Raw genomic sequence first — 22,395 nt, 5'->3', positions numbered from 1 at the left:
GCCCCGTCGGCGTCGACGTAACGCACGCCTCGGACGGCCCGTGGAGCGGTGTGTCCCACCGACAGCCCGGCGATCCGCTCCCAGCGCGCGTCCCACCCGGCGATCTGCCCCGAACGCTGGGTTCGCGCCTGCTCATGCAGAGCGGACAGGTCCTTCTGAAGCGTCTCGCGCTCGACGTACTCGACGCGGCCATCGGTCGCCGGACCGTTCCATCCCGCCCTCGGCGCATCGATCGACACCTTGGCTGCGGGGATCGCCGAAGCGAACCCATACCGCTCGTAGATCGTCGCCTCGGAGACGGTGAGGCCTGCGATAGCGACACCCGCGCCTGCGGCGGCACGCAGCTCGCCTTCGAGCAGGTTCCGCGCGATGCCGCGGCGACGATGAGTGCCCGAGACCGTGACAGCGCTGATCGCCCACATCCCCACCTCGCCGCCGGGCACGGTCAGCGGAGTCACCCACGAGTTGACCGTGGCGACCGGGAAGGCGCCGTCAGGGGCGTTCTCTTCGAACACGCCGACGTTGCGCCGAGTCGCGAGAAGTGCGCGGTCTGCGACGATCTGCTCTGGCGTGGGATCGGCATCGAGGAACCCCCGTGCCTCCGCCCGCAGAAAGGCCTCGGTATCAACATCCGAGCCGTTGTCGACGAGTCGGTAGACGAGGTTCTTCGCGGCCAGGCGCCCAGCGGACACGGGATCAACGGGGACGGTAAGCGCGTCGGTCATTCCTCCACCCTATGGGAGGCGCGACGGACCGCATCCCGCCTCAGTGCTGCGAGGCCTGCACCTCACGCAGTCGAGCGAACACCTGGTCACGCAGCTCTTCGGGTGCCGTCTCCTTGCACGCGCGCGCCACGACCTCGGTGAGGGTCGTCGCCACTAGCGCCTCATCCCGGCAGGACGGGCAGTTCTCGAGATGCTCACGGATCTCGGTGTGCTCGGTGTTGCACACCTCGTTGCGGAGGTACTCCTCGAGGTCCTTGCGGGCCTTGTCGCAGCCGCAGTCGGTCATTTCTTGCTCCTCGGGTCGGCCGTGGAGATTCCCCGCTCCGCGGCGTACTCAGCCAGCAGCTCCCGCAGCATGCGCCTGCCTCGGTGCAGGCGGCTCATCACGGTGCCGATGGGTGTCTTCATGATGTCCGCGATCTCCTGATAGGCGAAGCCCTCGACATCAGCGAGGTACACCGCCAACCTGAAGTCCTCGGGAACGGCCTGCAACGCGTCCTTGACGACCGATGCGGGCATGTGGTCGATGGCTTCCGCCTCGGCCGAACGGCTGTGCGACGCGGTGGTCGACTCCGCACCGCCCATCTGCCAGTCCTCGAGCTCGTCGATCGTGCCCTGGAACGGCTCGCGCTGCTTCTTGCGGTAGATGTTGATGTACGTGTTGGTGAGGATGCGGTACAGCCACGCCTTCAGGTTCGTGCCCTGCGAGAACGTCGCCCAGGACCCGTATGCCTTGACGAAGGTCTCCTGCACGAGGTCAGCAGCGTCCGCCGGGTTGCGCGTCATGCGCATCGCCGCGGCATAGAGCTGATCCATGAACGGGATCGCCTGTTCCTCGAATTCGCGCCGAGGGTCGCTGACCGTCTCTGCGGTTGCCGTGTCATCCATCACCGGCCAGTCTAGGCGGGTGAGGTCCACCGACTCGCGTTCCAGCGTTGCGAGCATGCTCTCTCCTTGTCGGCGTGCGCCCATATTCGATCGTTCGGACACTCGCGTTTACTAAGGTGGGAACCGATGAGCGCCAACAGGTATTCCCCCTCCCCTGTCCAGGGCGTCTATGTCGCGCCGATCAGCACCGGAGCCGTTCATGCGACCGTGACGATCCCCGGCTCGAAATCGCTCACCAATCGCGAACTCATCATCGCCGCCATCGCAGACGGACCCGGCAGACTCATCGCTCCACTGCACTCCGACGACTCCCGCCGCATGATCGAGGCCCTGCGCGCCCTGGGCGTCGGCATCGAAGAGATCGACGGCAACGGAGAGTTCGGGCCCGACCTCGCGATCACTCCGGCCAAGCTCATGGGCGGCACGACGATCGACTGCGGCCAGGCCGGCACGGTGATGCGCTTCATCGCGCCGCTGGCCGGGCTCGCCCAGCGCGACGTGCACCTCACTGCCCACGAGACGGCCCTGCACCGACCGATGGGTGGTCTCATCAGCGCGCTGCGCGACCTCGGAGTCGACATCGACGATGAGGGCACGTGGGCCCTGCCGTTCACTGTCCGCGGCCACGGTCGCATCCGAGGCGGGCGCGTCGAGATCGACGCCTCGGCATCCAGCCAGTTCGTCTCGGGACTCCTGCTCGCCGCCCCGCGCTTCGACGTGGGCCTGCACCTCGTGCACACCGGCGATCATCTGCCGAGCCTGCCTCACATCGACATGACGATCGAGGCGCTGAGCCGTCGCGGCATCCGGATCGAGCGACCAGCCACAGGTGAGTGGCTCGTAGAGGCGGGCGTGCCACGCGCCAAGGAGATCGCGATCGAGCCCGATCTCTCGAACGCGGCGCCGTTCCTCGCCGCTGCACTGGTCACGGGGGGCGCGGTGTCGGTGCCCGGGTGGCCTGTGCACTCCACCCAGCCCGGCGCTCTGCTTCCCGAGATCCTGCAGGCCATGGGTGCGCATGTCGGCCGTCACAGCGGAACGCTGACGGTCCGGGCCGGGGCCGAGATCCGCGGGCTCGACATGGATCTCTCGGCTGCGAGCGAGCTGACCCCGACGCTCGTCGGACTGGCGGCGTTCGCGTCCGGCCCCACCACGATCCGCGGTATCGGTCACATCCGACTCCACGAGACCGATCGCATCGCGGCACTCGTCGGCAACATCCGCGCCCTCGGCGGCGAGGCGGAAGAGCTCTCCGACGGCCTGCGCATCATTCCCCGACAGCTGCACGGTGGCCGATGGGCGGCGCACCACGACCATCGGATGGCGACGACGGGCGCCCTGATCGGTCTGCGCGTGCCCGGGGTCGAGATCGATGACATCGGCACCACCTCCAAGACGCTTCCGGAGTTCACTCTCCTCTGGGAGCGAATGCTGCGAGGCGCATCCTCGTGAGCTGGCTCGACGACTCCGACGACCTCGACGACGACTTCGAGGACTATGACGAGAGCAGCATCCGCACGCGCCCTAACCCGAAGGCCAACCGCCCTCGCACCAAGCGACGGCCTGCGCATGACGACGCTCAGATCGGCCGCGTCCTCGGGGTGGACCGTGGTCGCTACTCCGTGCTGATCGACGAGGACACGCCTGACGAGCGCATGATCACCGCCGCACGGGCGCGTGAGCTTCGCAGGAACCCGATCGTCACCGGTGATCACGCCAAGGTCGTCGGCGACATCTCAGGCGAAGACGGCACCCTGGCGCGGATCATCGGCATCGCCGACCGCACGTCCCTGCTTCGGCGCAGCGCCGACGATACCGACCAGGTCGAGCGGGTGATCGTCGCGAACGCCGATCAGATGCTCGTCGTCGTCGCCGCCGCCGACCCCGAGCCGCGTGCCCGCCTCGTCGACCGCTACCTCGTGGCCGCGTTGGATGCCGGCGTGCGCCCGCTCCTCGTCGTCACGAAGACGGACCTGGCCGACCCCAGCGCGTTCCTGTCGCATTTCGACGGACTCGACGACCTGCGCGTCTTCGCCAGTGCGCAGGACGAGATGCCCGTCGACGAGATCGGCGCTGCCCTCGTCGGGCACTCCACGGTCTTCGTCGGGCATTCGGGTGTGGGCAAGTCGACGCTCGTGAACGCTCTGGTGCCCAGCGCTCTGCGCGCGACGGGGCACGTCAACCAGGTCACCGGACGTGGCCGGCACACCTCTTCGTCGACCGTATCGCTGCGATACGTCAGCCCGGAGGGCAACGGCTGGGTGATCGACACCCCCGGCGTCCGCTCCTTCGGTCTCGGGCATGTGAACCCCGCGAACATCCTCGCCGCCTTCACCGAGCTGGCGGAGATCGCCGAGAAGTGCCCGCGCGGATGCACGCACCTCGCGGATGCTCCGGATTGCGCACTCATCGAAGCGGCCGAGAGCGGCGAGCTGAGCGAGACCGGGCGAGCGCGTCTGGACTCGCTGCAGAGGCTTCTGCAGACGTTCGCTGACAAGGCCGAGCAGACGCCCGGCCGGTAGGCTGGACGTGTGACTGCGCGCCTCGACTCCGGATCCGCTGCCCCCGACTTCGCTCTTCTCGACCAAGACGGCGCGACCGTCCGACTCGACGATCTGCGCGGCCAGAAGACGGTGCTCTATTTCTATCCGGCCGCGATGACGCCAGGATGCACGACGCAGGCCTGCGACTTCCGCGACAGCATCTCCTCGCTCGAGGGCGCCGGGTACCGCGTGATCGGGGTCTCGCGTGACGAGCCTGCGAAGCTCGCCGAATTCCGCGAGCGCGACGGCCTCACCTTCACCCTTCTCAGCGACCCGGACCACGCCGTGCACATCGCATACGGAGCCTGGGGCGAGAAGATGAACTACGGCAAGGTCGTAGAAGGAGTCATCCGCTCGACCTTCGTTCTCGATGAGCAGGGAACGATCACCCTCGCTCAGTACAACGTCAAGGCGACAGGGCACGTCGCCCGACTGCGCAAGCTGCTCGGCATCGACGCCTGAGAGTCACTCCGCCGGGCGCTCGTTCTCGGCGCGCGTGCTCGCGATCAGCAGCGCGAAGCACAGCAGCGCCGGCAGCCCGACTCCGATGGTGAACGCCCAGGCGACCGGCTGCAGCGTCAGCGAGGCGAGCGCGAGCGCCACGGCGAGCACCTGGAAGACGACGCCGCCCGAGCGCGCCCACGAATGGCCCGTCCTGGTTCCGATGGCGAACGCGATGAGAGCGACAGCGCCGATGAGCGTCAGCACGATGAGGGCGAGCGCGGTCGGCAGCGACGCGGCATCACCTGCGCCGAGACCGACGAGCTCGATGAGGGCGAACACGATCAATGCGGCGCCCTCTGCCGCGAGAACCGCGGAAGCCGCCAGAGCGAGGCCGGGTGAGCGCACAGTTGTCTCCTGAGAATCGAATGAGAACGGCGGAAACCCTTGATTTCGCCGGTTTCATGTAACAGAATAGACAGCGTCATGTGCTCCCACAGCGGCGTGGGGCGGGCTTCGCGCTCGCATCACAGAAAGCGGGCATCCGTCCGTATCTCATACAGGGTAGCTGAACCCGATCTGCACCCGAAATCCGAGTCGTCGCAATGCGACGATTTCTGAAACACCACACCGAGGAGCCCCCATGGACTGGCGCGATAAGGCCGCCTGCCTGACTGTCGACCCCGAGCTGTTCTTCCCTGTCGGGAACACCGGTCCGGCCGTCGACCAGATCGAGAAGGCGAAGACCGTCTGCGCCACCTGCACGGTGACCGAGATCTGCCTGCAGTACGCCCTCGAGTCCAGCCAGGACTCGGGCGTGTGGGGAGGCCTCTCCGAAGACGAGCGCCGTGCGCTCAAGCGCCGCGCCGCTCGCGCCCGCCGCGCCTCCTGAACATCGAGAAGCGGCCCGAGACGATGTCTCGGGCCGCTTCTGTGTCTCCGCTCGACGCTGCGGCCGATTCTCCGCCTATTTCGTCAGCCAGCGAAGCGGGATGTCTATGACGACCTCGGTGCCCTCGCCTTCGCTCCCCCGCCATTCGATCGAGCCGCTGAGCTCGCCCTGGATGAGGGTGCGGATGATCTGCGTTCCCAGCCCCTGACCGATCCGCCCCTCCGGCAGGCCCTTGCCGGTGTCATGCACCGTGACGCGCAGATTCTCCTCGGTGCGCGCCGCATCGATCGTGACCATGCCCTCTTGCCCTGCGAGACCGTGCTCCACGGCATTCGTGACGACCTCGGTGAGAGCGAGAGCCAGCGGCGTGGCGTACTCGCTCGGCAGGACGCCGAAGCGGCCGGTCGACCGTGTGCGCGCGCGGGTGTTCGGTGCCGATGCGACCTCGGCCACGAGCTTGAGGACGCGATGGAACACCTCGTCGAAGTCGACCTTCTGGGTCAGGCCCTGGGCGAGCGTGTCGTGCACGACGGCGATCGAGTCGACGCGTCTCATCGCCTGGGTCAGCGCATCGCGCGCCTCGTCGGAGTGCGTGCGTCGTGCCTGGATCCGAAGCAGCGACGCGACAGTCTGCAGATTGTTCTTGACTCGGTGGTGGATCTCGCGGATCGTCGCGTCCTTGGTGATCAGCTCCTGCTCCTGGTGGCGCAGCTCCGAGACATCGCGGCACAGCAGGATGGCGCCGATGCGGGTTCCGTGATCCTTGAGCGGGATCGCGCGCAGCGACACGGTGACACCGCGCGCTTCGATGTCGGTCCGCCACGGGGCGCGTCCGGTCACGACGACGGGCAGCGACTCGTCGACCTGTCGGGACGGCGGCACGAGCCTTGTGGTGACCTCTGCGAGGGATTCGCCCTCGAGCTCGTCATCGAACCCCATGCGATTGAACGCCGAGAGTGCGTTCGGGCTGGCGAACGTCGTGATCCCGTCGACATCGATGCGGATCAGGCCGTCGGACGCGCGCGGCGCGCCGCGGCGAGGGGAGGTCGGAGCCGCCGGATCCGGGAAGCTTCCGTCGGCGATCATGCGGAAGAGGTCGTTGGCGCACTCGTCGAACGTGATCTGCTGCCGAGACGGGGTCCGGGCCTCGCCGAGGTTCGTGTGCCGGGTGACGACGCCGATCACCACGGCCCGGTGCTCTCCGCCGCGACGTTCGTTGACGATCGGCACAGCTCGAACACGCGTCGGGGTCTCTTCGAACCAGTCCGGCGACGACGAGTCGACGATCTCCGCGGATTCGAACGCCCCCTGCACCTGCGTACGCCACTGAGGGCGCACCCGCTCGCCGACGATGTCCCGATAGAAAAGGGTGGCTGCTCCACTCGGACGCGCGTGCGCGACGGCAACGAACGATCCGTCGTCGGTCTCGATCCAGACCACGATGTCCGCCGAGGCGAGGTCCGCGAGAAGCTGACCGTCACCGGCGAGTCGGTGCAGCCACTCGACATCGTTGTCGGCAAGACGGCCCTGGGCATTGGCGAGGTCGCTGAGCGTTGACACCCCACCAGCCTAGAGCGCGCAGCCTCAGAGAACGGCCAGCGACGTCGCACGCCAACGACGGTCGAGTCCTTCGAGACGGATCGCCACCGCCCGGGTGCGGCCCGGACCCGCGACGACGACGACTGCTTCGACCTTGCCGTCGACGGGTTCTGTCACGCGGATCGAGAGGATCTCGAAAGTCGGGCGCGCAGGCGAGACCCCCCTCGCGCTGCGCGCCCTCGCCGAGAGGTTCGCCCGCGTCACCAGGCTCCGGTACGCGTCTTCATTGAACCAGCGGGCGAGCTGATCGACTTCTCTGACTCCCGCGAGCACCTCGAGCACGCCCTGTGTCAGGCTCCGCAGCAGTGGATGCGGATCCGGCAGCTCGGCGCGAGGCGTCGGCTGCGGTGCGAAGTACTCGTGAAGCATCATCTGAGGCACTCTCCATCGGGAAGACTGCGCCAAGTAGAGCATGCGTCCAGTAGCCGTTCGGGTCGCGTTCGGGATCTATGTGGATAACTCGTACATGCCTTCCCGGACATCGCTTACGGTGGGGCGCGTGCACTGGGATCGACTGTTCGAAGACCTCGAAGGCCAGCTCGCCTCGGAGTGGGAGAGCGAGCGCGCGGCGCTGGATGCCGAATCCGAACGATTGCGCATCTCGCGACTCGAGCTTCGCAGCCGTCTCAGGGTTCTCTGCGCCGCAGCAGCTCCGACAACCATCGACCTGCCCGGCGGAACTCGTGTGCGGGCCCGGCTCGACGCGCTCGGCTCGGATTGGATCGCCGCGACGATCGCGCAGGCCGAGGAATCGACCACGACGCGGTCGACCCTGATCGTTCCGTTGCACGCGGTGCGCGGGCTGACCGTCGATCATGGCCTGCTGCTGTCCAGTCTGGACGAGCATGACGGCTCCGCGCCTGTGCTCCGCGAGCGCATGTCACTCGGCTTCGTTCTGCGTGATCTCGCCAGGCGGCGGGTGCCGGTGCGAATAGTCAGCGTCGACGACTCCGACATGCACGGAACGATCGACAGGGCGGGAGCGGATCATCTCGACCTCGCTCTGCATGATCCGGGCGAGGCGCGGATCGCCTCGGCCGTCCGCAGCTTTCAGATCATCCCGTTCGCCGCGGTGTCCTCGGTGCAGACCGTCGGAGATCAGATGCCGTGACGGCGGGATGTACCCCAGACCTCCGGGAAGCTCGCCTCGTTGGCCTGACGCCACAGGGCCATCCGTCTGGCCTCTTCCGACTGCTCATCGAGATACTCCGAAAGGCTCGACTCCTCGATGCGCCATCTGGCCGGTGCGCCGAGCTTGGATCCGCGCAGACGCCCCTCGTAGACGAGCTCGACGACTTCGTCGACCTCGATGCTCAGCAGCTCCGCCACCTGGGCCGGCGCGAGGAAGCCCTGCGCGGGCTGAGAGGAATGAGGCATGCTCCCATTGTCCTCCTGCCGTGCCGGAGCACCAGCGCCGATCCGATGCTGTGGATAAGTCTCGAGCGGGCTCATCGATTTCTGTGACCATGTCGACATGAGCAAGTTCGTCCGTTCCCGCCGCGCCGTCTGGGGCGACGCCCGCTTTCTGATCGGCATCGCGGTCGTCGCGTTGTCGATCGGCGGCGTGTGGGCCGTCGTCTCCTCCTCGGGCACCACGACGCCGGTGCTCCAGGCGACGCGCACGATCGCTCTCGGTGAAGCGCTCGTCTCGGAAGACTTCCAAGTGGTCGAAGTCGGACTCGGCACGGTGTCGGACCGCTACCTGGCACCGCAAGAGCTGCACGCCGGCCAGGTCGCGTCCCGCACGGTCTTCGAAGGAGAGCTCCTGGCCACCTCTGCGGCTGAGAGCGCCGATGCCAACAGGACGACCACGATTGTCGTCGAGAGCAGCACGGGGATCCCGGCCGATGTCGCCGCCGGGAGTGTCATCGAGCTCTGGCATTCGCCACCGGTCGACGATGGTGGCAGTCAGGGTCCCCCTCGTATCCTCGTGGCCGACGCCATCGTCACATCGGTCACGAAGGCGGAGGGGATGCTCTCGGCCGACGGCACGACCGCCGAGGTCGTGATCGACCGAGCGGATGTCGCCGAGGTGCTGGCCGCGATCACCGGCGGCTCTGTCCTCTCGGTCGTGCCGATCGGTTCGACCTCATGACCTCGGTCATCGTCGCTGTTCCGGAAGCCCGCGCGCGAGGTCTGGCCGACGAGCTCGAGATGGAGGGGATCACTGTGGTCTCCGTAGTGCCGCCGAACAGAGTCCTTCCTCTGCCCGAAGGCGTCGATGCGGCCATCGTCGTCGCCACCCGTGCCGTTCTGACATCCGAGCTCGTCGCCGAGTGCGACAGGGCTGGCGTCCGGATCATCCCGCTCGGCGACAGCGACAGCAGGCTGCTCGGACGCTACGGACTCACCACCGCGCTTCCGGCGGATGCGAGCGGCTGGGAAGTCGCGGCAGCACTCACCGCTGATATCCCGCACATCACCGGGCATGAAGCACCACCTCCGCATCGCGTCTCGGTCGTGTGGGGCCCCTCCGGCGCCCCTGGAAGGTCGACCATCGCGATCCAACTCGCCGTCGAACTCTGCCGGACGGGTCGGCGCGCCGCCCTGGTCGATGCCGACACCGTCGCTCCGTCGCTTGCGCTGCTTCTGGGGCTCAGCGACGATGCACCCGGCATCGCCGCCGCGTGCCGACGCGCAGAACTCGGCGCACTCGACTCAGCCGAGCTCACGAGGCTGGCGACGATCCTCGCGACGAGCGCAGGCGAGATCGAGGTCCTCGGCGGCATCAATCGGCCAGGGCGCTGGCCGGAACTCGGAGCGAGTCGTCTGCAGACCACTCTGCGCGCCTGCCGCAGCTGGGCGGAGGAGACCGTCGTCGACGTGGCGAGCGCCTTCGATGCAGACGACGAAGCGACCTACGACCTCGCCGGACCGCGCCGTCACGCGGCCACGGTCGCAGCGCTGCAGGAGGCGGATGCGATCATCGCGGTCGCGTCGGCCGACCCGCTCGGCATCAGTCGCTTCGTGAGGGAGCATGCCGAGCTCCGACGGCTCACGGCCCCCACGCCCATCAGGGTCGTGGTGAACCGCGTCCGACCCGGCCCCCTGGGCATCGACGCGCGTGGTCAGATCCGGCGCACTCTCGAGAGATTCGCAGGCATCACCGACATCGCGTTCCTGCCGTTCGATCAGCGCGCCGCTGACTCCGCTCTGCTGCACGCCCGCCCGATGGCAGACCTCACCCCGCGTTCGACCCTGGTCGCCGGCGTGCGTCGGATCGCCGAGACGTACACCTCGGCGACGTTGCACACGTCTACTGGCGGTAGCTCGAGAGGAAGTTCCCGAGGCGCTCGACGGCTTCTGCGAGCACGCGAGGCTCGGGGAGCGTGACCCGCGAGGCTCGGGGAGCGTGACCAGCCTGAGGTGGTCGGGCGTCGGCCAGTTGAAGCCGGTCCCCTGCACGAGAAGGATGTGCTCGGAGACCAACAGGTCGTAGACCAGCTTCGCATCGTCCCTGATCTCGTGGACATTCGGGTCGAGACGAGGGAAGGCGTACAGGGCTCCGACCGGCTTGACGCAGGAGACACCGGGAATCGACTCGAGCCCCTCCCACGCGATGTCGCGCTGCTCGTGCAGGCGTCCGGTCGGAGCGATCAACGCATCGATCGACTGAACTCCCCCGAGAGCCGCCTGCACCGCGTACTGAGCCGGGACGTTCGGGCAGAGGCGCGTGGACGCGAGGAGGTTGATCCCCTCGAGGAACCCCTTCGCGTGGTCCTGCGGCCCGGTGATCACAAGCCATCCGGACCGGAATCCGGCGACTCGATAGGTCTTCGAGAGCCCGTTGAACGTCAGGCACAGGAGATCAGGCGCGAGCGTGGCTGTCGGGATGTGCACCGCACCGTCGAACAGGATGCGGTCGTAGATCTCATCGGACAGCAGCAGCAGCTGGTTCTCCCTCGCGATCTGAACCATCCCCTCGAGGACCTCGCGAGAGTAGACCACGCCGGTCGGGTTGTTGGGGTTGATGATCACGAGTGCTTTGGTGCGAGGAGTGATCTTCGATCGGATGTCCTCGAGGTCGGGCTGCCAGCCGTTGTCCTCGTCGCAGAGGTAATGCACGGGAGTGCCGTCAGCCAGACTCGTCATGGCAGTCCACAGCGGATAGTCGGGGGCCGGGATGAGCACCTCATCGCCCTCGTCGAGGAGCGCCTGCATCGTCATCGTGATGAGCTCGGACACGCCGTTTCCGAGGAAGACGTCCTCGGGATCGAACCGGGGGAACCCGGGGATCTCTTCATACCGGCTGACCACGGCGCGGCGTGCCGAGATGATCCCCTTGCTGTCGCTGTATCCGTGCGCGGTCGGAAGCGCCGCGAGCATGTCGTGCACGATCTGGTGGGGTGCCTCGAAGCCGAAGATGGCGGGGTTTCCCGTGTTGAGCTTGAGGATCCGGTGTCCCTCGGCCTCGAGCCGCGCCGCCTCGACGAGCGTGTTTCCACGGATCTCGTACAGGACGTTCTTGAGCTTCGACGACTGGTCGAAGTGGCGCGTTGGTGTCATTGCGCAAGCCTACAATGACGCGAAGAGGGGCCGATCCATACGGACCGGCCCCTCATCGAACCTCCTGGCTACTTCTTCTTCTTGCTCTGCGCCCGGCGCTGCTCACGGTTGCCGGCAGGTGCTGCGGGGGCCTCCGTGCGCTGGCCGAACGCACCGCGCGGAGCATCCTCGGCCTCGGCCGGCTCGGCCGGCGCCTGACGCGCGGCAGCCGCCTGACGGAGCTTCTCGGTCGCAGCCTGCTGAACCTGTCCTCGGTCGTCTCGGACCTCGACCTCGCCGGCATCGTTCGCCGCTGAGTACTCGAGGCGCTGGTCTCCGCCGCCTTCGGCGAGGCCCTTGGCCTCGACCTCGGCAGTCTGCGAGTCGCCCGCCCGGCGGACCTCGACCTCGAGGTTGTAGAGGTACCCGACGGACTCCTCCTTGATCTGACCCATCATCGACTGGAACATCGCGTAGCCCTCGCGCTGGTACTCGATGAGCGGGTCGCGCTGCGCCATCGCGCGAAGACCGATGCCGTCTTTGAGATAGTCCATCTCGTAGAGGTGATCGCGCCAGCGACGGTCGAGGACCTGGAGCACGACACGACGCTCGAGCTCACGGGTGGCCGCCTCTCCGAGCGACTCTTCGCGGGTCTCGTAGGCGATCTTCGCGTCCGAGAGCAGTTCGCGGGTCAGGCCGTCCGCAGTGATCCCGCCCTTGCGGCCGGCGGCCTCGGACACGACCTCGTCGATCGTCACGCTGACCGGGTAGAGCGTTTTGAGCTCCGTCCAGAGTGCGTCGAAGTCCCAGCTCTCGTTGTGCCCCTCGCCTGTGTGATCCCGCACCACGCCGCTGATCGCGTCTTCGATGAAGTGCTGCACCCGGTCGGCGATGTCGTCGCCCTGCAGGATGTGGCGACGGTCGGCGTAGATCGCCTCACGCTGACGATTCAGGACGTCGTCGTACTTGAGGACGTTCTTTCGCATCTCGGCGTTGCGGGACTCGACCTGCGACTGGGCGCTGCGGATGGCCCGCGACACGAGACCCGACTCGATCGGGACGTCGTCGGGGAAGTTGGTGCGAGCCAGGATCGCCTCGGCGGCCCCCGACTGGAACAGACGCATCAGGTCGTCGGTGAGGCTCAGGTAGAAGCGGCTCTCACCCGGGTCGCCCTGACGACCGGAACGGCCCCGCAGTTGATTGTCGATCCGACGCGACTCGTGGCGCTCGGTGCCCAGGACGTAGAGGCCGCCGGCCTCGATGACCTTCTCGGCCTCCTCGGCCACGATCGCCTTCATCGACTCGTAGGTCTCGTCCCACGCGACCTCGTACTCCTCGGGCGTCTCGACCGGGTCGAGCCCCTTGCCCTTGAGTTCCTGCACGGCGAGGAACTCGGCGTTGCCGCCGAGCATGATGTCGGTTCCACGGCCGGCCATGTTGGTGGCGACGGTGACGGCGCCGAGTCGTCCTGCGCGTGCCACGATCTCGGCCTCGCGCGCGTGGTTCTTCGCGTTCAGCACCTCGTGCTTGACGCCCTTCTTCGCGAGGAGTCGCGACAGGTACTCGCTCTTCTCCACGCTGACGGTGCCGACCAGCACCGGCTGGCCGCTCGCGTGGCGCTCGGCGATGTCCTCGACGACCTGGGCGAACTTGGCGGTCTCGTTCTTGTAGACCAGATCCGACTGATCCTTGCGGATCATCGGCCGGTTCGTGGGAATCGGGATGACGCCGAGCTTGTAGGTCGACATGAACTCGGCCGCCTCGGTCTCGGCGGTACCGGTCATGCCGGCGAGCTTGTCGTAGAGACGGAAGTAGTTCTGCAGCGTGACGGTGGCGAGAGTCTGGTTCTCGGCCTTGACCGGCACGGCCTCCTTCGCCTCGATGGCCTGATGGATGCCCTCGTTGTAGCGGCGGCCGACCAGGATGCGGCCGGTGTGCTCGTCGACGATCATGACCTCGTCGTTCATGACGACGTAGTCGGTGTCCTTCTTGAAGAGCGCGAGAGCCTTGATCGAGTTGTTGAGGAACGAGATCAGCGGGGTGTTAGCGGACTCGTAGAGGTTGTCGATGCCGAGGTAGTCCTCGACCTTCTCGATGCCGGGTTCGAGCACGCCGACGGTGCGCTTCTTCTCGTCGACCTCGTAGTCGACGCCTGCTTCGAGGGTGCGGGCGATCTTCGCGAACTCGGCGAACCAGCGGTTGGCCTCACCTGACGAGGGGCCTGAGATGATCAACGGCGTCCGAGCCTCGTCGATGAGGATCGAGTCGACCTCGTCGACGATCGCGAAGTAGTGCTCACGCTGGACGAGGTCTTCCTTGCGCCACGCCATGTTGTCGCGAAGGTAATCGAAGCCGAACTCGTTGTTCGTGCCGTAGGTGATGTCAGACGCGTACTGCTCGCGGCGGACAGCCGGCGTCTGACCGGAGACGATGATGCCCGTCGACATGCCGAGTGCCCGGTACACGCGGCCCATGAGCTCGGCCTGGTAGCTCGCGAGGAAGTCGTTGACCGTGATCACGTGGACGCCCTCGCCCGCGATCGCATTCAGGTAGGCCGGGAATGTGGCGACCAGGGTCTTTCCCTCACCGGTCTTCATCTCGGCGATGTTGCCGAGGTGGAGTGCGGCACCACCCATGATCTGCACGTCGTATGCACGCATGCCGAGCGTACGCTTCGCCGCCTCACGCACCGCGGCGAACGCCTCAGGCATGAGCTGGTCGAGCGACTCGCCCTTCGCGAACCGCTCGCGCAGCTCGGCGGTCTCGTTGCGCAGTTCGTCGTCCGTGAGCTTGGAGATGTCCTCTTCCAGCGCGTTCACGGCCTTGACCACCTGGTTCAGGCGACGGATGACCCGCCCTTCTCCAGCGCGCAGCAGCTTCTCAAGAGGATTCGCCACAGATGTCATCTCCCTGTCGATGGTTCCGGCGGCGCCGCTTGTCGGGCGCGTGCCAGGCATACCTTGTCATGTTACCCGTCCGTGACCTGGACGTCGTCCGCATGGCGCGCCGCCATGACGTTTCCGAGTATGTATATATTGTTCCTCGACACCGGGAGGTCCACATGTCGGTCCGACAGAGTCTGCTCGCGATCCTCGTGCAGGGCCCGTGCTACGGCTACCAGCTCCGTCACGAGTTCGACCGACGCACCGGCTCGATCTGGCCGCTCAACGTCGGTCAGATCTACAACACGCTCGAGCGCCTCGAGCGCGACGGACTCGTCGAGCGTGGAGCCGCCGATCTGCAGGGGCATGTGTACTGGGAGATCACCGACGCCGGGTCGTTCGAGGTCGACCGTTGGCTGGCCTCCCCCGTCGCGCGGAGCCAGGCCACCCGCGACGAGCTCGCGATCAAGCTGGCCGTCGCGGCGACGCTTCCCGGCGCGGATGCGACTCGCGTGATCGAGACCCAGCGCGCGGCGTCTGAAGAGCATCTCGAGCAACTCGCCACGGCGAGGGAGTCACGCGAGGACGACAGTCCCCAGGGGCTCGCGTGGTCGCTCGTCGTTGACTCGATGATCTTCACCGCACAGGCAGAGCTCCGCTGGCTCGACCATGTGCAGGCCCGTCTCGCACAGCATCCCCAGCACGCGCTCGCTCTGGAGCTCACGACCGAGCGACCGAAGCGCGGCCGTCCGTCGAGGACCGAACTGTCGGCGCTCGCCTGAGCGCAGTTCGCCTCAAGCGTATGCACAGCCAGTGACGTCGCCCGGGAAACTAGGATCAGTCCTATGGCTGGAATATGGGGCAGACGCAAGCGCGAGCAGGAACAACTGGCCGCACAGGACGCCGACCTGGCTCGCCGCGCAGAGCAGGCACTCGTCTCCGCTGACGAGCGCATCAGGAGCACCTCCGACGAGTTGGCTTTTGCGGAGGCCGAGCTCGGCGAGCAGCTGACTCGGGATCTGAAGAAGGCGCTGAGCGCGGTGCGCACTCACCTGCGCGAGGCTTTTCAGCTCCACCAGCTCAACCACGACGAGATCCCCGACACTCCAGAGGAGCTCCGCACCCGCAACGCGCGGATCATGCAGCTGTGCGACTGGGCACAGGACCTGCTCGATGAGAAGACGTCGGACCTCGCGACATCGATCTCGAAGGTGCGCCGAGCGCCCGAGGTCATCGCCCAGGTGCGAGCGGATGCCGAGACGCTGAGCGCGCGGATCCCGCAGACCAACGAGACCGTCGCCCGTCTCTCCTCGCGATACGCGGATTCGGCGATGCACCAGATCGCGGCCAGCGCCGCGGAAGCCGAGCAGCTGATCGCCTTCGCCACTCATGGAGCCGCCGTGTCGGAGCGTCGACGCGCCGCGAAGCAGAACGAGGAGGCGAACCTCGCCCTCGAGACCGCGACCGAGGCGACGCGCCGCGCCTCCGCTCTGCTGGATGCCGTCGAGGACTTCGAGATCGAGGCGCTGCGCGCGGAGTCGACCCTCGCGGAGGTCGTCGCTGACTCGCGCAGCGACCTCATCGCCGCCCGGACCGCTCCGCAGGTGCCGGCGGTCACCGCTGCGGTCTCCGCCCTCCAGGACGCACTCAGCGCGCTGTCGCCCGCAGGCTCACCCGGCGACCCCTTCGCGGAGCTGTCGCGGCTGCGCGAGGCGAACACCGCGCTCGACGACGCGATCGCCACCGCCCGCCACCGTGAAGCGCACCCGCTGCCCAGCATCCAGCAGGTGCAGCACGCGATCGACGACGCGGATCGTCAGCTGGGCGTCGCTCGCGGACTCATCGCAGGGCACCGGGGCTGGATCGGTGCGGATGCCCGCACTCGCCTCGCAGAGGCCGAGAGGCTGCGCGTCGATCTCTCAGACCTGCTTCCGGCGGAAGAGACCCGCGATGAAGCGCTGGCCAGTGCTCGGCGCGTCGCGCACCTCGCCTCGGAAGCCCTGCAGCTCGCGCAGCGGGACATCGATTCATCCCGTCCGCAGGACCAGGGTTGGGGCGGCGGCGGCGACGGCTGGGGCGGAGGCGGCTGGAGCGGCGGCGGCCGACGCGGCGGGGGCAGCGACGTCGCCTCCGGAATTCTGGGCGGCCTGGTCATCGGGAGCATTCTCGACGGAATCTTCGACTGACCGGCACCCTCAGCACATGACGACGGCCCGACTCCTTCTGGAGCCGGGCCGTCGTCGTATCAGCCTCAGGAGGCGAGTGCCTCAGTGGGCGGAGCCTGCGTCTCGAGCGCGATCACACCGTAGTCCCAGCCCTTGCGTCGGTAGACGACGCTCGGGTGATCGGTGCGCACGTCGACGAAGAGGAAGAAGTCGTGCCCGACCAGCTCCATCCGGTCGACGGCCTCTTCGACGGTCATCCATTCCGCTCCGAAGTTCTTGGTGCGGATGACCACCGGCGAGTAGACCTCGTCGTCGTCGTTCTGGATCGGCACAGCGCCCGTCGCGACCGCGCGAAGGACCTCCACCGATGCCGGCTCGACGTCGATGCCCTCGAGCGCACCGCTCTCCTTCTCGAAGTGCGCCCCACGCGGATGCTGGCGTCCGTCGACTCGCTTCTCCTTGGCCCGACGAAGCTGTTCGGCCATCTTGTCGACGGCCATGTCGAGTGCGACGAACTTGTCTCCGTCCGTGGCCTCGGCGCGAACGACGGGCCCCTTGCTGATGAGCGTCAGCTCGACGGTCTCATCCGGCACATGACCGTTGCGATACACCCGGTGGGTGACTTTGACATCCAGCCGCTGCGCACGGGACGCGAACGTCTGGATCTTGGCGATCTTCTCTTCGACAACGGTGCGGAATCGGTCGGTGATACCCACCCCGACGCCAACGATGCTCGTTTCCATTGCTGCCTCCTTGTCCCGGTCCTCCCGGCCAAGGGCGGACCGTGGTCGCCTTGTGACCCCCAACGGTAGTCCGCCGGACCTCCGATGTCACGGGTCATTTGCTGCGTGTCTCCGATGCGTTCGCATTCCGTTCGCCGAGACGGGGTGTCGCGGCGAGCGCGACCGCCGAGACGACCCGGGCGCCGGCCTCTCTCAGCGTGCGAGCCGCTTCGTCGAAAGTCGCTCCCGTGGTCACGACGTCGTCCACGAGCACGATCGCCCCGCCCCCGATGGCCGGTCGTGATCGCATGCTCCCCCGAACGTTCTCCGCCCTGCTCGCCGAGTCGAGTCCGCGCTGATCCGCACGTCGCCCCCTCCGCGCGAGCAGGCGATCCGGCGCCGCACCCGCCCGCCTGATCAGCAGATCGGGCACCCGGTAGCCCCGTCGTCGGAACGCACTCTGCGACGTGGGGATCGGCACCAGGCGCACCGGGTCATCGAGCTCGGCCTGCGCATCGACGACGCCAGCGAGAACCTCACCCAACGCCGCTCCGAGCGGGCGCGCGAGCATCGTCTCGCCGTCATCCTTGAGCCTGCGGATGCACCGGGACGCGATGGACTCGAACGGCATGGCGGCCCGGACGAGCAGGCCGCTCGGCGTGCGTCGCATCAAGGGCGCTGCTCGGATGCCCTCTCGACACGCGTCGCACAGCATCGTCTCAGGGCGGCCGCAGCCTGCGCAGGTCGCTGCGAGCAGCAGAGCGAGCACCTCGACACCGATGGCACGGGCGAGCGGATGCGAGAGCATCCGTCGATCCTGCCGCACCGGCCGAGGCCTCTGGACCGCAGCCCTGTGCGGAACCCGCCGGCTGTGAGTGCTCAGCCGTCACAGGCCCGGCGTGCAGAGGCAGTCGCGCTCAGTGACCTGCTCGGGTGGCGAGAAGCGAGACGCCCGTGACCGATTCGCTCCACGCCGACCCGGTTCGCGCGAACACAGCACCCTCGGCGCCGAGGACCCGCAGGCCGGTAGCGGCTCGCGCACCCGCGATCGAGACCGCGCCCGTCGGGCCGACCTCGGTCTCGCCCGGCCCTCCGACCACCTGCGTGACGACCATCCGGTCGCCCGGGTCGGTCAGCAGGCCCAGACGGTCGGCCCCCAACCAGACGAGCCCCACAGCGCTGCCGTCGAGCTGTGCGATCGGCTCGGTCGGGCCGAGTTCGGTGGGCAGTCCTGTCTCGTCGCGGATCACCGAGGAGACGACGATCCAGCGCTCTCCTCCGATCACGACGACTGCAGCCACTCGGGCGCCATCGGCGGAGACTCGGATGGCGGAGACCGTCGACGCCTCGGGCCACGCGCCCGCGATGGTCTGCGGGGCGACGTCGCTCCCGATCGCCTGCAGAGCGGCAGGCGCATTCGAGGGCACCGACCAGGTGTAGTCGTAGGGGTCCAGCGACGGCCGCACCAGCGACGGGCGCGCATCCAGTTCATCGAAGCCGCCGTCTCCAGCGAGCCACACATGACCGTCGATCAACTGCACGGCCGCGCGAGAGCTGTCGACCGACACGTCGATCGCTGTGACCGGTTGACCCGCGTTGAGGATCTGATCCGTCACACCCGGGATCGGGGTGATCTCGCCACCCACCAGCATCCCGAACGTCCCGTCCTTGATCACGAGACTGCCTGCATCCGCCGTGTCGGTCACGACCTCGACGACTCCGGCTTCCAACGCCCGCCCGTCGACCGTGAAACGCACCTGGTCGATCTGCACCCCCGCAGCGACGAGGGTGGCCTGAAGCTGCGTGCGCATGCGTGCGAGGGTCGTGGGGTCGAGACCGAGGGCCGCTCGGTTCAGTGCGACATCGGCGATCTGATCCTGGTCGATCGGAACGGCGTCGCGGGCGAGCTGCACTTCCTGTGGGAACGCGCTCTGCACCGCGGGGTCGAGCCACGGCCGCGGTGCCCCGCCGATCAGCGACTGCGCGATGGTCGTGGCGACCGTGGCGCGTCTGGGGAACCAGCGCACGTCGGGCACGAGACGCTCCCATGTCTGGTCGAAGTACTGCAGTGCATAGTCGTCATAGACCCGCGCGAACCTCGATTCGTCGATCACCACACCGTCCGGAGCCTCGGCGATCCGCCACTGGCCCTTCGTGCGCTCGACCACGAAGGCGGAGTTGGAGGCGCCGAAGGCCTCGGAGTACGCCCCGGTCGCGTCGACGCTGGCTATCTGGTCGAAGGCGACTCGCACGTCGGCGGTGTCTCCGTCCTCCGCCTCGCTGTCGTCCTCGACGTTCGAGACGAACGAACGCGTCGCGGCGCTCACGTCGATCGACACCCCGGTGTTCGGACGCCAGGTCGATGCGAGTTCCGGGGTGAGGAATCTGCGAGCGGTGTCCCAGTTGTCAGCGGGAGTGATCGCCGCTTCCATGAAGCCCTCGACGATCTCTTCCGGGCCTGCGCCGTCGACGGGATCTGAGGCGAGCGGAAGGAAGTCCTGACCCTCCGGAGACGCCCCGAGCGGGTTGCCCCTCTGCACGTCTCCGGTCGTCGGGAGGCCCGTGCACGCAGACAGGAGAATCGCAGCTGTCGCGATAGCGAGCCCGCGCAGCGCGCGTCGGGTCCTGGCCGTCATTCGATGCTCCCTCGATCGAAGAGCTCGGCCGGCACGTCGGCGAGCTGGATCGGCTGCGTGGCGTCGCCGGGTTCGCCGAGACGCTCCTGAGGCTCGATGGGGATGGGCGAGGGGCCCTCCGTCGCGTCACCCCGACGAGGCAGTGTCAGCACGAAGTTCGTGCCGACACCGAGCTCGGACCAGACATCGAGCGATCCACCATGCAGAGTCGCGTCGCCGAGCGCGATCGACAGTCCGAGCCCCGTGCCCCCCAGCGTGCGCTGGCGAGAGGGGTCCGCCCGCCAGAATCTGTCGAACACCCGCTCCGCATCGGCCGGATCCATGCCGAGACCGAAGTCCCGGACACCGGCGGCCACGGCGTGCTGGTTGCTGTCGACGGTGACCACGATCGGCCTGCCCTCGCCGTGCTCGATCGCGTTGCCGATCAGGTTGCGAAGCACTCGGCGCACTCGCCGCGGATCCATGTCGACCGGCGAGTACCCGCCCGGTGCCACGAGCCTCAGCTCGCTGCCCCGGTCGTCGGCGAGAGGCTGCATCTGCTCGATGATGTCCTCGGCGAGGTGCGCGAGACTCGTGGCCTCGAGTTCGAGCTGCACGGAGCCCGCGTCGTAGCGACTGATCTCTAGCAGGTCCGACAGCAGAGTCTCGAACCGCTGCACCTGCGTGTGGAGGAGTTCGGTGGTGCGTGCGGTCGTCGGGTCGAAGGCACCCCGCTGGTCGTTCAGCATGTCGGCCGCGAGACGGATCGTGGTGAGCGGAGTCCGCAACTCGTGCGACACATCCGACACGAATCGCTGCTGCACGAGCGACAGCTCGCCCAATTCTTTGATCTGGGACTCGATACTGTCGGCCATGGCGTTGAAGGAGCGTCCGAGCGTGGCGATCTCGTCTTCGCCGTGCACGTCGATGCGGACTCCGAGGTCGCCCGAGGCCAGTCGCGCGCTCGTCTCGGCGGCCTCGACGATGGGAGTCGACACCGTGCGGAGAACGATGAAGGAGATCGCGGCGACGATAGCGACGAGGCCGATGCCGGCCACCCAGAGGGTGCGCTGCACGAACAGCAGGGTGTTGTCGGCATCGGCCAGGTCGTAGGCGAAGTAGATCGCGAACGGACCGGCCTCGGGCACTCGCAGCTGCTGGCCGACGATGATCCCTGGGACCTCCCGACCGCCGACCTCGAGCGACACGGACTGCCACGACTGCCAGTCGTCGAACTCGACCACCCTGTTTCTGAGGCCGGAGCTGATCAGATTGTCGCTGAGCCCTGCGGTGAAGCCGTTGAGAGGGATGTCCGGGTCGACCTCCATGCGGAATCCGGCGAGGCCCTCGGCCGTCGAATTGCGTCCCAGGTCTTCCTGCACGCTGTCCCAGAGTTCGGGGAGGGCGGCCGGATCGTCGCCGAGCGCAGTGGCGTCGAGGGTCGCCTGAGCCTGATTCACCGAGCGCGCCGCATCTTCGAGCGCTTCGTTCTTGCGCGACTCGAAGAGATCGCTCTGGATCACGAGCGCCATGGTCACGCAGGTGATCAGGATCGCCGTCGACGTCAGCAGAAGCGTGATCGTCAGCGTTCGGAACCGCAGGGAACTGCGCCACAGCGCCCGGAGGACGGTTGGCCAACCACGCCAGTCGCGGATGACAGCGACCGCCGTGGTGGTCGCTGTGGTCGCGGCCATCGTGGTCCTAGCCCGCGCCCCCGGCACGGTAGCCGACGCCCCGCACCGTCATGACGATCTTGGGGTTGTCCGGGTCGAGCTCGACCTTCGCCCGCAGGCGCTGCACGTGCACGTTCACCAGGCGCGTGTCGGCCTTGTAGTGATAGCCCCAGACCTGCTCGAGCAGCATCTCTCGCGAGAACACCTGCTGCGGCTTCGAAGCCAGCGCGACGAGCAGCTGGAACTCCAGAGGCGTCAGGGCGATGGGCGCCGTGCCACGGCGCACCTCATGGGCATCGACGTCGACGGTGAGGTCTCCCACTCGCAGCTGCTCCCCCACGTTCTGCGACGTAGGCCTCAACCGCGTACGGATGCGCGCGACGAGCTCCTTCGGGTTGAAGGGCTTGACGATGTAGTCGTCGGCTCCGACCTCGAGCCCTCGCACCACATCTGCCGTGTCGCTGCGGGCGGTGAGCATGATGACAGGGACGCCGGATTCGGCGCGGATCCGGGAGCAGATCTCTATGCCGTCCATGCCTGGAAGCATCAGGTCGAGCAGCACGAGGTCCGGGCGCTGTGTGCGCCATTCATCGACCGCCCGCGCACCGTCGGCGCAGAACACCGGCTCGAAGCCCTCGGTGCGCAGCACGATGCCGATCATCTCGGCGAGCGCGGTGTCGTCGTCGACCACAAGAATGCGTGAGGTCATAACTGTTACCTTATGGCACTCAGTACCACAGCCCCCATGTCTACGCGCCGACGGGT

Annotated in this window: 22 protein-coding genes and 1 pseudogene; 9 read left to right on the top strand and 14 right to left on the bottom strand. The window is 67.5% G+C overall.

The window, feature by feature from the left end; genetic code table 11:
• From ASF87_RS12700 to ASF87_RS12690, 3 genes are all read right to left on the bottom strand, one after another.
• The coding region (locus tag ASF87_RS12700; RefSeq protein ID WP_157550069.1) for a GNAT family N-acetyltransferase at window positions 1–725 on the bottom strand (725 nt) is incomplete at its 3' end.
• A 40-nt stretch (window positions 726–765) separates the two neighbouring features.
• Window positions 766–1,011, bottom strand: a complete 246-nt coding sequence (locus tag ASF87_RS12695; RefSeq protein WP_056376255.1) for a zf-HC2 domain-containing protein — start codon at window positions 1,009–1,011, stop codon at window positions 766–768.
• On the bottom strand, window positions 1,008–1,670 hold the full coding sequence (locus ASF87_RS12690) for a sigma-70 family RNA polymerase sigma factor (protein ID WP_042541912.1): 663 nt from the start codon (window positions 1,668–1,670) through the stop codon (window positions 1,008–1,010). Before ASF87_RS12690 ends, ASF87_RS12695 begins: the two co-directional genes overlap by 4 nt.
• A 69-nt stretch (window positions 1,671–1,739) precedes the next feature.
• On the opposite strand from ASF87_RS12690, the gene aroA reads away from it, so the two are divergent.
• The 3 genes from aroA to bcp are packed head-to-tail and all read left to right on the top strand — an operon-like array spanning window position 1,740 to window position 4,618.
• Window positions 1,740–3,065 (top strand): 3-phosphoshikimate 1-carboxyvinyltransferase, encoded by a 1,326-nt coding sequence (aroA, locus tag ASF87_RS12685; protein ID WP_042541913.1) that lies wholly within the window; start codon window positions 1,740–1,742, stop codon window positions 3,063–3,065.
• Window positions 3,062–4,135, top strand: coding sequence for a ribosome small subunit-dependent GTPase A (rsgA, locus tag ASF87_RS12680; protein ID WP_056376254.1), 1,074 nt, complete (start codon window positions 3,062–3,064; stop codon window positions 4,133–4,135). Before aroA ends, rsgA begins: the two co-directional genes overlap by 4 nt.
• Window positions 4,136–4,144: 9 nt before the next feature.
• A complete protein-coding gene (bcp, locus tag ASF87_RS12675; protein ID WP_056376253.1) occupies window positions 4,145–4,618 on the top strand; it encodes a thioredoxin-dependent thiol peroxidase in 474 nt (157 codons plus the stop codon).
• Window positions 4,619–4,621: 3 nt separating this feature from the next.
• Here bcp and ASF87_RS12670 read toward each other — a convergent pair whose 3' ends face one another.
• Window positions 4,622–5,005 carry a hypothetical protein gene (locus ASF87_RS12670; protein ID WP_056376252.1) on the bottom strand — a complete coding sequence of 128 codons (384 nt, stop codon included), beginning with the start codon at window positions 5,003–5,005 and terminating at the stop codon, window positions 4,622–4,624.
• A gap of 235 nt (window positions 5,006–5,240) precedes the next feature.
• On the opposite strand from ASF87_RS12670, the gene ASF87_RS12665 reads away from it, so the two are divergent.
• Window positions 5,241–5,489 (top strand): WhiB family transcriptional regulator, encoded by a 249-nt coding sequence (locus tag ASF87_RS12665; RefSeq protein ID WP_028503730.1) that lies wholly within the window; start codon window positions 5,241–5,243, stop codon window positions 5,487–5,489.
• Window positions 5,490–5,564: 75 nt separating this feature from the next.
• Here ASF87_RS12665 and ASF87_RS12660 read toward each other — a convergent pair whose 3' ends face one another.
• Together ASF87_RS12660 and ASF87_RS12655 are read right to left on the bottom strand one after the other, a co-directional pair.
• A complete protein-coding gene (locus ASF87_RS12660) occupies window positions 5,565–7,049 on the bottom strand; it encodes a sensor histidine kinase (RefSeq protein ID WP_056376251.1) in 1,485 nt (494 codons plus the stop codon).
• Window positions 7,050–7,073: 24 nt separating this feature from the next.
• Window positions 7,074–7,460 carry an Rv3235 family protein gene (locus ASF87_RS12655; protein WP_181164351.1) on the bottom strand — a complete coding sequence of 129 codons (387 nt, stop codon included), beginning with the start codon at window positions 7,458–7,460 and terminating at the stop codon, window positions 7,074–7,076.
• 127 nt (window positions 7,461–7,587) lie between these two features.
• Here ASF87_RS12655 and ASF87_RS12650 point away from each other — a divergent pair, with 127 nt between their 5' ends.
• On the top strand, window positions 7,588–8,199 hold the full coding sequence (locus ASF87_RS12650) for a hypothetical protein (protein WP_056376508.1): 612 nt from the start codon (window positions 7,588–7,590) through the stop codon (window positions 8,197–8,199).
• Here ASF87_RS12650 and ASF87_RS12645 read toward each other — a convergent pair.
• A complete protein-coding gene (locus ASF87_RS12645; protein ID WP_056376250.1) occupies window positions 8,187–8,465 on the bottom strand; it encodes a helix-turn-helix domain-containing protein in 279 nt (92 codons plus the stop codon). The two genes, ASF87_RS12650 and ASF87_RS12645, sit on opposite strands and share 13 nt — an antisense overlap.
• Window positions 8,466–8,562: 97 nt before the next feature.
• Here ASF87_RS12645 and ASF87_RS12640 point away from each other — a divergent pair, with 97 nt between their 5' ends.
• Both ASF87_RS12640 and ASF87_RS18060 read left to right on the top strand, forming a co-directional pair.
• The gene (locus ASF87_RS12640; RefSeq protein WP_056376249.1) at window positions 8,563–9,183 is read left to right on the top strand and encodes an SAF domain-containing protein; all 621 of its coding nucleotides are present in this window, start codon (window positions 8,563–8,565) and stop codon (window positions 9,181–9,183) included.
• Window positions 9,180–10,421, top strand: coding sequence for an AAA family ATPase (locus tag ASF87_RS18060; RefSeq protein ID WP_056376248.1), 1,242 nt, complete (start codon window positions 9,180–9,182; stop codon window positions 10,419–10,421). The genes ASF87_RS12640 and ASF87_RS18060 overlap by 4 nt, the downstream gene beginning before the upstream one ends.
• Here the strand turns inward: ASF87_RS18060 and ASF87_RS18055 are convergent.
• Both ASF87_RS18055 and secA read right to left on the bottom strand, forming a co-directional pair.
• Window positions 10,345–11,594: pseudogene (locus ASF87_RS18055) on the bottom strand (pyridoxal phosphate-dependent aminotransferase). The gene ASF87_RS18060 and the pseudogene ASF87_RS18055 overlap by 77 nt on opposite strands.
• Window positions 11,595–11,662: 68 nt before the next feature.
• Window positions 11,663–14,470 (bottom strand): preprotein translocase subunit SecA, encoded by a 2,808-nt coding sequence (gene secA, locus ASF87_RS12625; protein ID WP_056376507.1) that lies wholly within the window; start codon window positions 14,468–14,470, stop codon window positions 11,663–11,665.
• A 164-nt stretch (window positions 14,471–14,634) separates the two neighbouring features.
• Between secA and ASF87_RS12620 the strand changes: the two genes are divergently transcribed.
• Entirely contained in the window at window positions 14,635–15,237 is a 603-nt protein-coding gene (locus ASF87_RS12620; RefSeq protein ID WP_056376247.1) for a PadR family transcriptional regulator, read from the top strand.
• Between the two features lie 63 nt (window positions 15,238–15,300).
• On the top strand, window positions 15,301–16,641 hold the full coding sequence (locus tag ASF87_RS12615; RefSeq protein WP_056376246.1) for a hypothetical protein: 1,341 nt from the start codon (window positions 15,301–15,303) through the stop codon (window positions 16,639–16,641).
• 65 nt (window positions 16,642–16,706) lie between these two features.
• Here the strand turns inward: ASF87_RS12615 and hpf are convergent, their stop codons facing one another.
• The 5 genes from hpf to mtrA form a co-directional block, all read right to left on the bottom strand.
• Window positions 16,707–17,363 carry a ribosome hibernation-promoting factor, HPF/YfiA family gene (gene hpf, locus ASF87_RS12610; RefSeq protein ID WP_056376245.1) on the bottom strand — a complete coding sequence of 219 codons (657 nt, stop codon included), beginning with the start codon at window positions 17,361–17,363 and terminating at the stop codon, window positions 16,707–16,709.
• 94 nt (window positions 17,364–17,457) lie between these two features.
• Window positions 17,458–18,150, bottom strand: coding sequence for a ComF family protein (locus ASF87_RS12605; RefSeq protein WP_056376244.1), 693 nt, complete (start codon window positions 18,148–18,150; stop codon window positions 17,458–17,460).
• 109 nt (window positions 18,151–18,259) lie between these two features.
• The gene (locus ASF87_RS12600; RefSeq protein ID WP_056376243.1) at window positions 18,260–19,978 is read right to left on the bottom strand and encodes an LpqB family beta-propeller domain-containing protein; all 1,719 of its coding nucleotides are present in this window, start codon (window positions 19,976–19,978) and stop codon (window positions 18,260–18,262) included.
• Window positions 19,975–21,651: an MtrAB system histidine kinase MtrB gene (gene mtrB, locus ASF87_RS12595; RefSeq protein ID WP_042541928.1), complete on the bottom strand. Its 1,677-nt coding sequence runs from the start codon at window positions 21,649–21,651 to the stop codon at window positions 19,975–19,977. The genes ASF87_RS12600 and mtrB overlap by 4 nt, the downstream gene beginning before the upstream one ends.
• Before the next feature lie 7 nt (window positions 21,652–21,658).
• The gene (gene mtrA, locus ASF87_RS12590; RefSeq protein WP_056376242.1) at window positions 21,659–22,339 is read right to left on the bottom strand and encodes an MtrAB system response regulator MtrA; all 681 of its coding nucleotides are present in this window, start codon (window positions 22,337–22,339) and stop codon (window positions 21,659–21,661) included.
• Window positions 22,340–22,395: the final 56 nt, after the last annotated feature.

It is taken from the genome of Microbacterium sp. Leaf161 (genome assembly GCF_001423645.1).
GTDB classification, from domain to species: Bacteria; Actinomycetota; Actinomycetes; order Actinomycetales; family Microbacteriaceae; genus Microbacterium; species Microbacterium forte.
This window is presented reverse-complemented; position numbering and strand designations above follow the sequence as displayed.